The sequence below is a fragment of the Sediminibacillus albus genome, assembly GCF_900101125.1.
GTDB lineage: Bacteria > Bacillota > Bacilli > Bacillales > Amphibacillaceae > Sediminibacillus > Sediminibacillus albus.
Map to the genome: position 1 here is coordinate 540546 of NZ_FNFL01000003.1, position 13446 is coordinate 553991.

Consider the following 13446-nt stretch of genomic DNA (forward strand, 5'->3'; position numbering starts at 1 on the left):
AACCCTCCCGTTCCATTATCCTTTTTTTCTCATATCCTTAGGTTTTAGCTGGCCTGGCCTAAAGTACTCATTTTTTATCATTTTTCTAAATATTGTATCCCGGTTAGACTGAAAGTTAGGAGATAATGGTGCAAGGAAAGGCACTCCAAAAGATCGAAGAGATGCTAAGTACATCACCCACAACAAAAATGCGCCAGTTAAAGTTAACATGCCGAAGAAGGCAGCAGAAAAAATGAAGATAAACCTGGTTAGGCGTATCGTATAATTCATACTAATATTAGCGACGGCAAAGGAAGACAGTCCAGAAAGGGCAACGATAATGACAACAATCGGGCTGACAATGTTCGCTTCAACGGCTGCCTGGCCGATGATTAAAGCTCCGACAATCCCAATCGTAGGTCCTAAAGGGTTTGGAATCCGTAAACCTGCTTCCCTGATTAACTCAAAGGATACCTCCATAAGCATTATTTCGAAGACGACTGGAAAGGGTACTCGTTCTCTCGCGCTGACAATTGCTAAAAGCAAGTCAGGAGGAATCATTTCATTATGATAGTTGGTTACCGATACATATACTGCTGAAATTAATAAAGAGATAAGAAAGGCTAAGAACCGGATCAGTCTGGAAAAATTTCCGAACAAAAATCGTAAATAACGATCCTCTTCTGAATGAAAAAAAGACCAAAAGGTAACTGGTAATATCAAACAAGCTGATGAATTTTCCATCAGCAGGACAATATATCCATCTTCCAAATAAGAGGCTGCACGATCGGGACGCTCCGTGTACAACAAACTGGAAACAATCGAATAAGGCCGATCCTCAATATATTGCTCAAGTGACTCAATATTCCTGACATTATCGATGGTTAAATTATCCAGACGTTCCCTTACATTTTCGAGCACTTCATTATTGACCACATCTTTAATGTACATGACGGTGACATCAAGTTTGGAACGGGCTCCTACTGGTTTTGCTTCAGCAATAAGTTGTTTATCATGAAATCTTTTTCGTATCAATGAAATGTTCACATATAAAGATTCCGTGAAAGCCTCTTTAGGTGCCTTTACAGCATTCTCATTCTCTGGTTTTTCAATCCCGCGGTGTTGGAAATCAGCTACATTTACGGAAAAAGCTTTATTGCTGTCTTCTAAAAATAAGACAATGTTTCCGCTGTTAATATCATCCACTACTTCTCCGAAATCTTTGCTCTCTTTAATATTTTCGAGCGTAATGATTGTAGTTAAATCGTCTCCTTGCGCTTCGAGCAAAGGACGGATAATACCCTCGTGGATTTTCGTGCTGTTTACTATTGATGAATAAAAAAATAAGTTTATCTTCTTATTTGAATATCTAGCAGTTATTTCGCGGACAGAGAAATCTTTATTCAAACCAAAAGAAAACAATTGTTTGAGATGTTTTGTGTTTTTTTCCAAGCTGTTGCTTATTGGCACTTCTTTCGGATCTTCCGTTTGTTTCTTTTTTTTAAAAAACACGAGATCACCTCTACTTGAAAAGGACTAAGTTATACTGCTTTCTAGTGTTTGTAGAAATCGATAATTTATGACTAAATATTAACGGGAATAATTTTTAGAGGCTGAAGAGTAAGGGGGGGCATCCAGTGGAGATTGCTAATGGATTCAGAGCGTTGATAGGATTATATAAAAAATAAGGCAATCACCAGTGATTGGTGATTGCCTTATTTGTTTTATGCTTCAGTAGTTGCTTCCAGTTCAATGGTAACTTTAATATCGTCACCGATTAACACTCCGCCAGTTTCAAGGGCAGCATTGTAAGTCAAGCCATAGTCGCTGCGTTTGATTTTACCTTCGCCGCTGAAACCATATACTTGATTTCCCCAAGGGTCTTTTCCGCTTCCTTCGAAGTCAACCTTGAAAGTTTCCTGGCGAGTTGTTCCTCTGAGAGTCATATCACCTGTTACTTCATATTCATCGTCTCCGACTTTTTTTACATCGGTAGATTTAAAAGTCATTTTAGGGTTGTTTTCTACGTCGAAAAAGTCTCCGGAGCGCAGGTGTGTATCACGTTGGTCATTGCGCGTGTCAACACTGTTTACGTCTACCACAAATTCAATATCTGCAGATGTTAAGTCTGCTGGGTCAGCAGTAATGGTTGCTTCAAAATCATGGAAAGTTCCTTTCACTTTCGAAACCATCATGTGTTTAACTGAAAAGTCGATGCTTGTGTGGGTTGGATCCACTTTAAATGTTTGTTTTGCCATTTTACAAAATCCCTCCGTTTTTTAAATATAACCTTCATGGTGCGTTATTTTTAATGATTTAGTTACTTTCTGTAAGTAAGTATATAATAGTAAATACCTATCGTCAAGATATATTATTTCGAAACTAGGATTTTTTCAGGCTATTTCTTGTTATAGGTGATTTTCCTCGGCATTGTTCTCAAGGTATAAAGGAAATGAATGGGATTTTCTGATGGTTATCTCTTTAAAATCATCGGTAAATCAGCTAGAATAGAAAATAATTAAAGGAATTTTTCAAATATTTAATAAACAGAACCATGGTTTCATAAGGTGGGAAAAGGAAGCTTTAGTAAGTGTTTTTTGAAATCGTTTGCAAAAATATTCCGATGAGGTGATCTAATGGACATGCAACCTATTCTAGCTCGTGAAGGGAACCATAACCTGAGAAATTATGAAAAAATTAGAGAATCATTTGATTGGGAGGATGTAAGGAAAACATTCAGCTGGTACGAGTCAGGTAAAGTGAACGCCGCCTACGAAACGATTGACCGCCATGCTGATGACCCTGCAAAAAAAGACCAGCCAGCTCTGATATATTCCTCACCCGAAAGAGAAGAGACATTAACGTTCGGACAGTTAAAAGCGCTCAGCAATAAGTTTGCTAATCTATTGAAAAAGCAAAATATCCAAAAAGGCGACCGTGTCTTTCTTTTCATGCCGAGGAGCCCGGAATTTTACGCCAGCTTCTTTGGTATTCTAAAAGTGGGAGCGATTGCCGGACCGTTATTCGAAGCGTTTATGGAACAGGCGGTGCGTGATCGCTTAGAGGATAGTGAAGCAACCATGCTGATAACGACACCGGAATTGCTGAAGAGAGTTCCGCAGGAGGACCTGCCTAACCTTAAGAAAATTGTGTTAATAGGATACCATTCCGAGACAAACGAAAAGTATGTGGACTATTATCATGAAATGGAACAGGCATCCGAAGAATTTGAAATAGAGTGGGTAAGCCTGGAGGACGGTATGCTCCTTCATTATACCTCGGGGTCCACAGGCAAGCCGAAGGGTGTATATCATGTCCATAATGCGATGATCCAACATTATGCAACAGGTGATTGGGTACTCGATTTAAAAGAGGACGATATTTATTGGTGTACAGCTGATCCAGGCTGGGTGACAGGAACAAGTTATGGAATATTTGCCCCCTGGCTAAATGGAGTGACTAATGTCATCCGGGGCGGTCGCTTTACAGCCGAATCCTGGTATGAAACGATAGATAAAAATAACGTAACTGTCTGGTACACAGCCCCGACTGCTCTTAGAAAGCTAGTAAGTGCGGGAGAAAAAGTCGTAAAAAAATATGACCTTTCTTCTTTGCGCCACGTCTTAAGCGTTGGTGAGCCGTTGAACCCAGAAGTCATTACTTGGGGCGTTAACGCATTCAATTTACGGATCCATGATACTTGGTGGATGACAGAGACGGGGGCTATGTTGATTGTCAACTTACCTGATATGGATATCAGGCCGGGTTCCATGGGGAAACCAATCCCTGGAGTGGAAGCTGCTATCATCGATAATGAAGGAAATGAGCTGCCGCCTAATCAGATGGGAAATCTGGCAATCAAACAAGGATGGCCTTCTATGATGCGGGCTATTTGGAATAATCCCGGCAAGTACGAGAGCTATTTTATCAATGGCTGGTATGTGTCAGGGGATAGTGCTTATCGGGATGAAGACGGCTATTTCTGGTTTCAAGGCCGGTTAGATGATGTTATTAATACTTCTGGAGAGCGGGTAGGGCCGTTTGAAGTAGAAAGTAAATTAATTGAGCACCCGGCGGTTTCAGAAGCAGGGGTCATCGGTAAACCAGATCCGGAGCGCGGAGAAATTATTAAGGCATTTATTACTTTGAATGAAGGTTACCAGGCCAGCGATGAGTTAGTTGAGGAAATCCGTAAATTTGTCAAAACAGGCTTGAGTGCCCACGCTGCCCCAAGGGAAATAGAAATTAAAGACACCATTCCTAAAACAAGAAGCGGCAAAATTATGCGCCGTCTCTTGAAATCTTGGGAGCTGGGCCTGCCGACCGGCGATACTTCTACCTTGGAAGAGTAATGGATCTGCGTTTTGGAGATTACTTTGTGGGACTAAAAACACTTTTTTCCTATGCCGCGTTTAGAACGAATATACACGGGTAAATTATCGTTGTAACCAGGAAAATCCTAATGTTTTAAAGGAGTGTTGTTACAATGAGTAAAAAAATAGCCTGTGTAATAACGGATATGTTTGAAGATGTAGAATATACAGATCCAGCCAAAGCCTTTAAAGATGATGGACACGAAATTGTCACCATTGAAAAAGAGGCAGGAAAACAAGTGACCGGAAAACAAGGCGAAGCAAAGGTAACCATCGATAAAAGCATTGATGATGTAAATCCTGCTGATTTTGATGCTTTATTAATCCCAGGAGGATTTTCTCCTGACCAATTGCGCGCAGATGAACGCTTTGTCACATTTTCTAAGCATTTTATGGAGGAAAAGAAGCCTGTATTAGCTATCTGTCACGGACCACAGTTATTAATAACTGCAAAAGCCTTGGAAGGCCGTTTGGCAACAGGTTTTAAATCCATTCAAGTCGATATGGAGTATGCAGGGGCAGATTTGAAAGATGAAGAAGTAGTTGTTTGCCAAAATCAATTAGTAACAAGCCGCCAACCAGATGATATTCCTGCTTTCAATCGTGAATCACTCAAAGTATTAGCATAATAGTTGATGCCAATTAAAGAGGCTGTCCATCAAGGGCAGTCTCTTGTTAATGAGAAAGAGGAGAGCCATGATAATTAAAAAACTCAACGGTAAATTAGAGATTATCAAACAGCAAGATCATGCGTATTTGTCTTATCAGATAGCAAACCATTGGAACAAGGAAGAATTTCCTTATCCTGAATTAAAACAGGAAGTGTTATTTGCCATCCGCCACCATGACCGTGCCTGGCTGTCACTTGATAGAGAATTGACTTGGAATGAACAAAAAAACCGTCCTTTTGATTTTACTGACTATCCATTGACCGAAAAACTGCAGGCATACTCCCAAGGAATAAACGAAGTTGAGGAATGCTCACCATATGGGGCGATTTTATGCAGTTTGCATTACTCTTCCTTTTTCAAAAACAATCAGGAAGCAGAAGCAGCTGTTTTCTGGCAGGAAGAACGGAAAAGGAGACAAAGGTTAGGAGCCGAAGTAAATATACATAACCTAGAAGCAAAAATTGAGAGACACGTAACCCTGCTGCAATTTTGTGATGATTTATCATTATATAGTGCGATGAATACACCGGGAATAAGCAAGAAAAATGAGCTGTCATGGTTCCAAAATGGATTCCGACAAAGGTTTTCTTTTGCTCCGAATGGAATGGAAGCTGCTTGGCTTGATGAGAAGCAAATACAGGTACAGCCTTTTCCCTTTGAGGCACCATTTACGGTACGGCTGCCATTCAAACAAACTTCCCTTAATCGTTCTGAAGCAGAAGGTGATTGGTATGAAGATAAGGGGGATATCAGAACAATCACCTATACTTCTGCTAATTTTAGTTAAGCTTATCAGCATGGTCTTCCTTATGGTTAGTGGTAATCTCATTAAATAGCTGGTTTTGAGATTGGGATGATTCTTGGTTTTGCGGCAAGGGATTATTAGCTGGGTTCAACATGCTCGGATGGATTAGTTTTTTAAATTCTCCAATTGTTAGCGGACGCGCATCTTCCATTAACTCATAGCCCAGCTGTCCATTTGGTTCGATTGTAGCCTTTTTAACATCCGACATTTTTGTAATCCCCTGTTGGCGCAGGAACATTTCAAGTTGGTCTACCGTTAACCGGTGTTTTTTTAAAGTTTGCGTTTGCAGCTGGCCATTTTCAATGATGATTTTTGACTTTCCGGTAATAACCTTTTCTACTATGTTGAACTTAATTTGCAGCCATTCCACTATGATTAAAGTAAAAATGAAAATAGCAGCAACAATAATCGTACGTAAAACGCTTTTTTCCACGATTGGCTGGATGATAACAGAACCAATTGAAATCATGATCACAGTTTGGGCCAGTGTCATTTGGGAGATGGACTTCCTGCCGGAAACACGCAAGAGTAGAATTCCCGATAATACTAGTATCGCTGACTTGAGAATAAAGGTTAAATCAACATTCATTAACAACACCCTTCCTTGCGGTTTTACCTTAGCTTTAGCAAAAAAGATTAAGCTAAACAAAATTGAACCGGTAATTATAGTAAAGGAAGGATAGAACATAAAAAAACCAGGAAGTTTATCCTGGTTTTGCGATCGTAAAATTATCCTGAAGCAATAACCAATTTTGCGGAAAAGCTAACCCCAATTTCCAATAACTTATCCCCCGCAAATCCAGTTCTTTGATTAAGTCAAATTTTGCCTGAATGGACCGAGCATCTTCAAACCATACTTCATGTTGGTTGCCTTCGTCATCATAATAGAAAAAGAAAGGGGCTTGTGCTGTCTCGTCATATTGAATGTTCACGTTTTCGGTTCTGGCAAGAGCAATCGCTTGCTGCGGGCTTAATGCGTCTGCATATTCACCGCCAGGTTCATATGGGAGTGTCCAATCATAACCATATAAATTTTGGCCCAGCATAATTTTGTTGGCAGGCATTTCGGTTAGAGCATATTCAACTACATCTCTAACTGGGCCAATTGGAGAGACTGCCCTCGCAGGGCCGCCACTGTAACCCCACTCATACGTCATCAATACGACAAAATCAGCAACTTCCCCGTGGACAGCATAGTCATGGGCTTCATACCACTCGCCTTCCTGGGTGGCACTTGTTTTTGGCGCTAATGCAGTAGACATTAGGAGTCCCGCTTCGGACAACCGTTGTTTTGCCCTTCTTAAAAAATTATTGTAATCCTCCCGGTTTTCCGGAGGCAAAAATTCAAAATCGAAATGGACGTCGTTGTATCCGCCTGTATTCGCTGTTGTGATAATCTCATCCAGCAGGGTATTTTCCACTTCCCGGTTTGTTATGATCACTCTCCCAAGTTCTGCACTGAACTCTCCTTCTTCCAGATTGGTTACTGCCAGCATAAGTCCAGCTTCATTATTTTCGGCAATGGAGGGAAAATTATCTAATGGAGGGGGAATCAATGTACCGTCCCGATTGATTTGATAACTAAAAGGTGCCAAATAGGTAAGATATGGAGCATTTTTTTCAGCTGAATTTATTAGTGTTTCTGAAACTGTCTCTCCGTATGGTTCTACATAAGCGTTCACTTCTATCCTGCTCTTTTCTTTAGGCGGAATATAAAGGCGAAAACCAACTGGAAGACTGCTTTCCGGGTTAATATTGTTGATTCTTGCTAATTCTTGAAAAGAAATCCCGAATTTTTGTCCAATAGCGTATAAGCTATCCCCTGGCTGAACGAAATAGAAATTTCCTTCGATTGGCACTACTAATGCTTGACCGACTACTAATTGGCCTGGGGCATCCAACTCATTTGCTGCCTCCAGTGCCTCTACTGTGGCCCCATATGTATTGGCTATGGAGTAGAGAGATTCCCCTGGAGCTATTACATGAATTTGCAAAGTTCACTCCTCCTCTTTCAATGCACAGTTATCCAGCAGTCCTTCTATTTCTAGGACCACTAGCAAGTGAATTGTATATTTTATCCTTTTAATACTATGAGGAGGTGGAAGGATATATGATTAAATTGGATTCGTGGAAGCACTTAATTTGTCTTCCATGAGTTTTAATGCCCGATCATTTTGTTGTTGTTCATTGGAGGCTGTACAGTTTTTTGGTACACTTATATCGTATTCACGCATATGAGCATCATTGGCTGTGAAAAGGACGCAAATGTCTCCAGCTATTCCGGCAAAAATGATATGGTTAACACCTAATTCATTCAGTAACGATTCAAGGGCAGTCCCATAGAACCCGGAATGTTTCGGTTTAATTAAAAAGTAATCGTCTGCATCGGGCATCATCTGATCAATGATTTCCTTGTTTTTTTCATTACGGCAATATTCTCCTACCTTTGTAAAATCGGACTGCCAGATCCCATAATGATCGTTGACATAAATAATTGGAATATCGTTTTTTTTAGCATTATCCCTAAGCTTCAGTAAATCAGGCAGTATTTTCTTTGTGTTTTTTAATAATTCATCGCCGCCCGGAAAGTCGAACGTGTTGATAATATCAATAATTACGACAGCAGTGTTCTGATTGGCTGATTTCATAGGATCTACTCCTCTCTCTTCCTTATTATAATATATTTATCTTTTTTTAATTAATTGAAACCTTTAAATGAAAAGTGGGATTGTTCATGGATGACAGAAAGTATATGGAATTAGCAATTGCAGAAGCCAAAAAAGCAGAACAACTCGGCGAAGTTCCGATTGGAGCAGTGATTGTTTTTCAAGATCGAGTGATCGCTTCTTCATTTAATTTACGTGAGTCGCTACAAACAACTGCTTCTCACGCTGAATTAATTGCTATCGACAAAGCAAATGAAGTGGTTGGAAGCTGGCGCTTGGAGGATTGTACATTATATGTCACTCTTGAACCCTGCCCGATGTGTGCCGGGGCAATTATCCAATCAAGAATCTCCAGGGTGGTATTTGGAGCTTATGATCCCAAAGCAGGTTGTGCAGGTACATTAATGAATCTATTAGAGGACAGCAGGTTTAATCATAGAGCAGAAGTGTGCGGAGGAGTAATGGAAGAAGCATGCGGACAATTGCTTACAAATTTTTTCCGATCGTTAAGACAAAAGAAGAAGAGCAAGGAATAAGCCAAGACCTCTTTTGGTTTATTCCAATCTCTACCTATTGCATTTTTGGCTGATAGTAGTTATACTATAAATTGCGCTACAAAAGCGCACCTTAATAATTGTTAGCAAATTTGTCGTGCTAGGCGGGGAGGTAGCGGTGCCCTGTACTCGCAATCCGCTGTAGCGAGGCTGAATTCCCATCCGAGGTAGTACGGCTTTAAGGCCTGCCTTAAGGGACTGGTGCTGACACCCGGGTCCTGCGCAATGGGAACCCGTAAATTCTGTCAGGTCCGGAAGGAAGCAGCAGTAAGCGGTCATTCCCGTGTGCCGCGGGGAAGCCCGGGTCGAGCCATGAACTTGAGTAACGCTTAGGGCTGTACTATCGAAGATGGGTGCACGGCTTTAAATATTTCAATGATTTTACCTCTTGTCGTTGTTCGGCAAGAGGTTTTTAGTATATAAAACGAGTGCTTATAAAACATATCTAGTTTATTATATATCGAAGGTTTCCAACTATATCAGTATTCAGTTATAATTAAGAAAGCAATTATAAAGGGGCAAGTAATTCATGAGCTATCAGGCACTGTATCGCGTTTGGCGTCCAAGAAGCTTCTCCGACGTAGTCGGGCAAACCCATATTACCCGGACATTGCAAAATGCAATCGTTCAACAAAAGTTTTCGCATGCATATTTATTTTCGGGCCCTCGTGGTACTGGAAAAACAAGTGCTGCTAAAATATTTGCGAAAACAATCAACTGCGAGCATTCACCTGTTAAAGAACCGTGTAATGAGTGCTCTGCTTGTTTAGGAATACAAGACGGCTCGATTTCCGACGTGATCGAAATTGATGCTGCATCTAACAATGGAGTAGAACAAATCCGTGATATCAGAGATAAAGTAAAGTATGCTCCAAGTTCAGTAGCTTATAAAGTTTATATTATTGATGAAGTGCATATGCTTTCAATAGGAGCTTTTAATGCTTTGTTGAAAACATTGGAAGAACCGCCGAAACATGTGATTTTCATTCTGGCTACTACAGAACCGCATAAAATCCCTTTAACTATTATTTCCCGCTGTCAGCGTTTTGACTTTAAGAGGATTACGCAGTCTTCTATGGTAGAGCGGATGGAAACAATCATAAAGGCAGAAAGTATTGAGGCTTCTCATGAAGCTTTAGAGGCTGTAGCCCTTTCTGCAGAAGGCGGAATGCGGGACGCACTTAGTTTGCTGGACCAGGCAGTGTCCTACAGCGAAGACCAAGTCGTTTTGGAAGATGTCTTAGCTGTTACAGGCTCTGTTTCCCAGGAGAAGCTGACCCTTGTCACTCAGGCTATGTACCATCAGGATATACAACAGGCATTACGGTATGTAGATGACTTAATCCAGGATGGGAAAGACCCCGGTCGTTTTGTATTTGATTTGATTTATTATCTAAGAGACTTACTGTTATTCAAAAGTGCTCCAGACCTGGAAAACATTTTAGAGCGGGCATTGCTGACGGACAGTTTCAGAAAGCTTTCTGAGGAGATAGATGCTGCTTGGATGCAAGAAGCTATAAAGCAGTTTAATACCTGCCAGCAAGAGATCAAATGGACAAATAGCCCAAAGGTTTTTATTGAAATTGCTGTTCTTAATATTTCTGATCAACAACCAAAGTCAGCAGAGCAAAGTTTAGAAGAGGTACCGGCCTTATCAAGAAAACTTGCGGAATTAGAAAAGGAAATACAGGAATTGAAAAAGAACGGTGTTGCCGCGCAACCAGTTGAAACGCCTGCTGCAGCTTCCCCGCGTCCACAGCAAAGACAAACAAAAAACAGCTACAAAGTTCCTTACGAGCGAATTAGACAAGTATTAGGCGAAGCCACAAAAACAGAATTGAAGAAGGTGCAAACACAATGGGCCGACTTTATGAATGCGCTCAAGAAACAAAGTGCCCCAGCCCATGCCACTATTTTGAATAGTAAGCCTAGAGCAGCATCTGACCAAGCCTTAGTTATAGCCTTTAAATATGAAATTCATTGTTCGCTTGCTTTAGACCATAAACAAGCGATAGAATCATTATTAACGGAAATGATCGGTAAATCGTTAACGATTATTCCGATTCCCGAATCAAATTGGCAGGAATTACGAGAAGAGTACGTCGGCAAGCAGCGCCAACAGGAAGCGGAAGATCCAAATGAGGCTTCTGCGGAGGACCCCCTAGTGGAAGAGGCGAGAAAGCTTGTTGGTGATGACTTATTAGAAATTCATGAATAAAATAAAGGAGGGATTTCCATGCGTGGTGGTGGAAATATGAACAAAATGATGAAACAAATGCAGAAAATGCAAAAGGATATGATGAAGGCTCAGGAAGAACTGCAAGATATGAGTTTTGAAGGTACTGCCGGCGGGGGAATGGTAAAAGTAACAGCCAACGGCAAAAAAGAAATTACAGATGTGCAAATTGATGAAGAAGTTGTCGATCCGGAAGATGTGGAAATGCTGCAAGACTTAATACTTGCTGCTACCAATGATGTAATCAAGCAAGTCGAAGACAAAACAAATGATACAATGGGACAATTCACAAAAGGTTTAAATATGCCTGGAGGAATGTTCTAGGAGGCATGTTTCATGTATTATCCAGAACCGATTTCAAAGCTGATTGACAGCTTTACAAAACTGCCGGGAATCGGACCGAAAACAGCAGTCCGCCTGGCATTTTTTGTTTTAAATATGAAGGAAGACGACGTGTTGGACTTTGCAAAAGCATTAGTAAGTGCCAAAAGAGAGTTGACACACTGCTCTATTTGCGGACATATAACAGACCAGGACCCTTGTTCTATATGTCAGGATGACACAAGGGATAATTCCGTCATCTGCGTGGTACAGGATCCAAAGGATGTTATTGCAATGGAAAAAATGAAGGAATTCGGCGGTAAATATCACGTTCTGCATGGTGCCATTTCTCCAATGGATGGAATAGGACCGGAAGATATTAATGTACCTGGCCTATTAAATCGCCTCAAAGACGAGGGAGTGGAAGAATTGATTCTTGCGACCAATCCAAACATTGAAGGGGAAGCTACGGCAATGTATATTTCCCGATTGGTCAAGCCTTCTGGCATTAGAATTACCAGGATTGCCCATGGACTCCCGATGGGGGGAGACTTGGAGTACGCCGACGAGGTGACTTTGTCTAAAGCTATGGAAGGCAGAAGAGAGTTGTAAGGTACGCAGAAACTTATAGGGAAACCCTTATCATGGGTTAAACTTAAGGATAGGTGATAAAATGATTGGCGGAAAAAAAATAAAAAAGAGCCACATAGATGAGCAGTTATTAGATGATATTTTCACACTCAAAGAAGATTGGATGAGTATAAAGTCTATAATAGAAAGAAGTGTAGAGCCTAGCGAGCGGGGGATATATGAGCTTGCCGTGGCAGAAGCCAAGTATTTTTATTTGCTAAGAGAAGCAAGACAGCGAAAAGTTAGTGCTTTAAGGTGATCAGGTTCTTTTTCTCCTTTGTTAGTCATATTCATATGATATGAAGAAAGGACAGGCAAAGGAGAGAAAAAAATGAACTCTACCATTATAATAGCAGGCATGGTGGCATTGATAGCTTTGCTGTTGATTTTAGGAGCCCCAATCAAACCATTAAGGTTCTTAGCGCAAGGATCTGTAAAGTTAGTAATCGGAGTTTTGTTTCTTTTTTTCTTCAACGTGTTTGGAGCTTCGGTCGGTCTGCACCTGCCGATAAATATTTATACCGCTCTGATTACTGGCTTTTTAGGAATACCTGGCTTAGCCTCTTTAGCAGCAATCCATATCTTTGTATTTTAAAAGAGCTTCCTTTAATTGGAAGCTCTTTTCTATTGCATCACAAAACCAGCCATGATATATTATAAATTGTCGCTTCGACAGAACGTTTCGAGAGAGAAACTGCGGAGCAATTAAAAAAAGTTGTTGACTTAACATTATCGGCATGGTATATTAATAAAGTCGCTTTTGAGAGCGACCCATCAAAAAAACTACTATATTACTAAAAAGTTGTTGACATTCGATTGATAACTTGGTATAATATAAAAGTTGTCGATAAAAACGACACAAACTTTTGATCTTTGAAAACTGAACAAAACAACCAGTATGTCAAGTAAGAAACAAGCTAGTTTTTTGAACGAGCAAGCAAGCTCATATTTTATGGAGAGTTTGATCTTGGCTCAGGACGAACGCTGGCGGCGTGCCTAATACATGCAAGTCGAGCGCGTGAAGCAGCCGGATCCCTTCGGGGTGAAAGCTGTGGAACGAGCGGCGGACGGGTGAGTAACACGTGGGCAACCTGCCTGTAAGACTGGGATAACCCCGGGAAACCGGGGCTAATACCGGGTAATACTTTTCTTCGCATGAAGGGAAGTTGAAAGGCGGCTTTTCGGAGCTGTCACTTACAGATGGGCCCGCG

At 40.9% G+C, this 13446-nt stretch carries 14 protein-coding genes, 1 rRNA gene and 1 other RNA gene; 11 read left to right on the plus strand and 5 right to left on the minus strand.

Going from position 1 to position 13446, the window contains the following annotated elements:
* Positions 1–15 precede the first annotated feature (15 nt).
* A complete protein-coding gene (locus tag BLR93_RS11585) occupies positions 16–1491 on the minus strand; it encodes a spore germination protein (protein ID WP_093214598.1) in 1476 nt (491 codons plus the stop codon).
* A gap of 212 nt (positions 1492–1703) precedes the next feature.
* Entirely contained in the window at positions 1704–2237 is a 534-nt protein-coding gene (locus tag BLR93_RS11590; RefSeq protein WP_093214601.1) for a YceI family protein, read from the minus strand.
* A gap of 378 nt (positions 2238–2615) precedes the next feature.
* On the opposite strand from BLR93_RS11590, the gene acsA reads away from it, so the two are divergent.
* The 3 genes from acsA to BLR93_RS11605 all read left to right on the plus strand — a co-directional run bounded on the left by acsA (position 2616) and on the right by BLR93_RS11605 (position 5810).
* Positions 2616–4331, plus strand: a complete 1716-nt coding sequence (gene acsA / locus BLR93_RS11595) for an acetate--CoA ligase (protein ID WP_093214603.1) — start codon at positions 2616–2618, stop codon at positions 4329–4331.
* A gap of 134 nt (positions 4332–4465) precedes the next feature.
* Positions 4466–4981 (plus strand): type 1 glutamine amidotransferase domain-containing protein, encoded by a 516-nt coding sequence (locus tag BLR93_RS11600; protein WP_093214606.1) that lies wholly within the window; start codon positions 4466–4468, stop codon positions 4979–4981.
* A gap of 67 nt (positions 4982–5048) precedes the next feature.
* A complete protein-coding gene (locus BLR93_RS11605) occupies positions 5049–5810 on the plus strand; it encodes a DUF3891 family protein (RefSeq protein ID WP_175559335.1) in 762 nt (253 codons plus the stop codon).
* On the opposite strand, the gene BLR93_RS11610 is transcribed toward BLR93_RS11605, so the two are convergent.
* The 3 genes from BLR93_RS11610 to BLR93_RS11620 form a co-directional block, all read right to left on the minus strand.
* Complete coding sequence (locus BLR93_RS11610; protein WP_093214611.1) at positions 5803–6417, minus strand: DUF421 domain-containing protein; 615 nt, start codon at positions 6415–6417, stop codon at positions 5803–5805. The genes BLR93_RS11605 and BLR93_RS11610 overlap by 8 nt on opposite strands.
* Positions 6418–6532: 115 nt before the next feature.
* Positions 6533–7822, minus strand: a complete 1290-nt coding sequence (locus BLR93_RS11615) for a glycoside hydrolase family 18 protein (protein WP_093214614.1) — start codon at positions 7820–7822, stop codon at positions 6533–6535.
* Between the two features lie 120 nt (positions 7823–7942).
* Positions 7943–8476 (minus strand): cysteine hydrolase family protein, encoded by a 534-nt coding sequence (locus BLR93_RS11620; protein ID WP_093214616.1) that lies wholly within the window; start codon positions 8474–8476, stop codon positions 7943–7945.
* Between the two features lie 86 nt (positions 8477–8562).
* Here BLR93_RS11620 and tadA point away from each other — a divergent pair, with 86 nt between their 5' ends.
* From tadA to BLR93_RS11660, 8 genes are all read left to right on the plus strand, one after another.
* Positions 8563–9030: a tRNA adenosine(34) deaminase TadA gene (gene tadA, locus BLR93_RS11625; protein ID WP_093214619.1), complete on the plus strand. Its 468-nt coding sequence runs from the start codon at positions 8563–8565 to the stop codon at positions 9028–9030.
* Positions 9031–9143: 113 nt separating this feature from the next.
* An RNA gene (ffs, locus tag BLR93_RS11630) (signal recognition particle sRNA large type) lies at positions 9144–9409 on the plus strand.
* Positions 9410–9577: 168 nt separating this feature from the next.
* Positions 9578–11266, plus strand: coding sequence for a DNA polymerase III subunit gamma/tau (dnaX, locus tag BLR93_RS11635; RefSeq protein ID WP_093214621.1), 1689 nt, complete (start codon positions 9578–9580; stop codon positions 11264–11266).
* 18 nt (positions 11267–11284) lie between these two features.
* Positions 11285–11608 (plus strand): YbaB/EbfC family nucleoid-associated protein, encoded by a 324-nt coding sequence (locus BLR93_RS11640; protein ID WP_093214624.1) that lies wholly within the window; start codon positions 11285–11287, stop codon positions 11606–11608.
* Between the two features lie 12 nt (positions 11609–11620).
* Positions 11621–12217, plus strand: a complete 597-nt coding sequence (recR, locus tag BLR93_RS11645) for a recombination mediator RecR (RefSeq protein WP_093214627.1) — start codon at positions 11621–11623, stop codon at positions 12215–12217.
* A gap of 61 nt (positions 12218–12278) precedes the next feature.
* Positions 12279–12494, plus strand: coding sequence for a YaaL family protein (locus tag BLR93_RS11650; protein WP_093214629.1), 216 nt, complete (start codon positions 12279–12281; stop codon positions 12492–12494).
* A gap of 72 nt (positions 12495–12566) precedes the next feature.
* Positions 12567–12830: a pro-sigmaK processing inhibitor BofA family protein gene (locus tag BLR93_RS11655; RefSeq protein WP_093214632.1), complete on the plus strand. Its 264-nt coding sequence runs from the start codon at positions 12567–12569 to the stop codon at positions 12828–12830.
* A gap of 354 nt (positions 12831–13184) precedes the next feature.
* Positions 13185–13446, plus strand: a 16S ribosomal RNA gene (locus BLR93_RS11660); the annotation flags it as partial.

Bases quoted from the DNA above. Each gene is read 5' to 3' on its own strand.
- acsA (WP_093214603.1), top strand. From the start codon at position 2,616: ATGGACATGCAACCTATTCTAGCTCGTGAAGGGAACCATAACCTGAGA.
- dnaX (WP_093214621.1), top strand. From the start codon at position 9,578: ATGAGCTATCAGGCACTGTATCGCGTTTGGCGTCCAAGAAGCTTCTCC.
- BLR93_RS11590 (WP_093214601.1), bottom strand. From the start codon at position 2,237: ATGGCAAAACAAACATTTAAAGTGGATCCAACCCACACAAGCATCGAC.
- BLR93_RS11610 (WP_093214611.1), bottom strand. From the start codon at position 6,417: ATGAATGTTGATTTAACCTTTATTCTCAAGTCAGCGATACTAGTATTA.
- BLR93_RS11655 (WP_093214632.1), top strand. From the start codon at position 12,567: ATGAACTCTACCATTATAATAGCAGGCATGGTGGCATTGATAGCTTTG.
- recR (WP_093214627.1), top strand. From the start codon at position 11,621: ATGTATTATCCAGAACCGATTTCAAAGCTGATTGACAGCTTTACAAAA.
- BLR93_RS11605 (WP_175559335.1), top strand. From the start codon at position 5,049: ATGATAATTAAAAAACTCAACGGTAAATTAGAGATTATCAAACAGCAA.
- BLR93_RS11650 (WP_093214629.1), top strand. From the start codon at position 12,279: ATGATTGGCGGAAAAAAAATAAAAAAGAGCCACATAGATGAGCAGTTA.
- tadA (WP_093214619.1), top strand. From the start codon at position 8,563: ATGGATGACAGAAAGTATATGGAATTAGCAATTGCAGAAGCCAAAAAA.
- BLR93_RS11620 (WP_093214616.1), bottom strand. From the start codon at position 8,476: ATGAAATCAGCCAATCAGAACACTGCTGTCGTAATTATTGATATTATC.
- BLR93_RS11640 (WP_093214624.1), top strand. From the start codon at position 11,285: ATGCGTGGTGGTGGAAATATGAACAAAATGATGAAACAAATGCAGAAA.
- BLR93_RS11600 (WP_093214606.1), top strand. From the start codon at position 4,466: ATGAGTAAAAAAATAGCCTGTGTAATAACGGATATGTTTGAAGATGTA.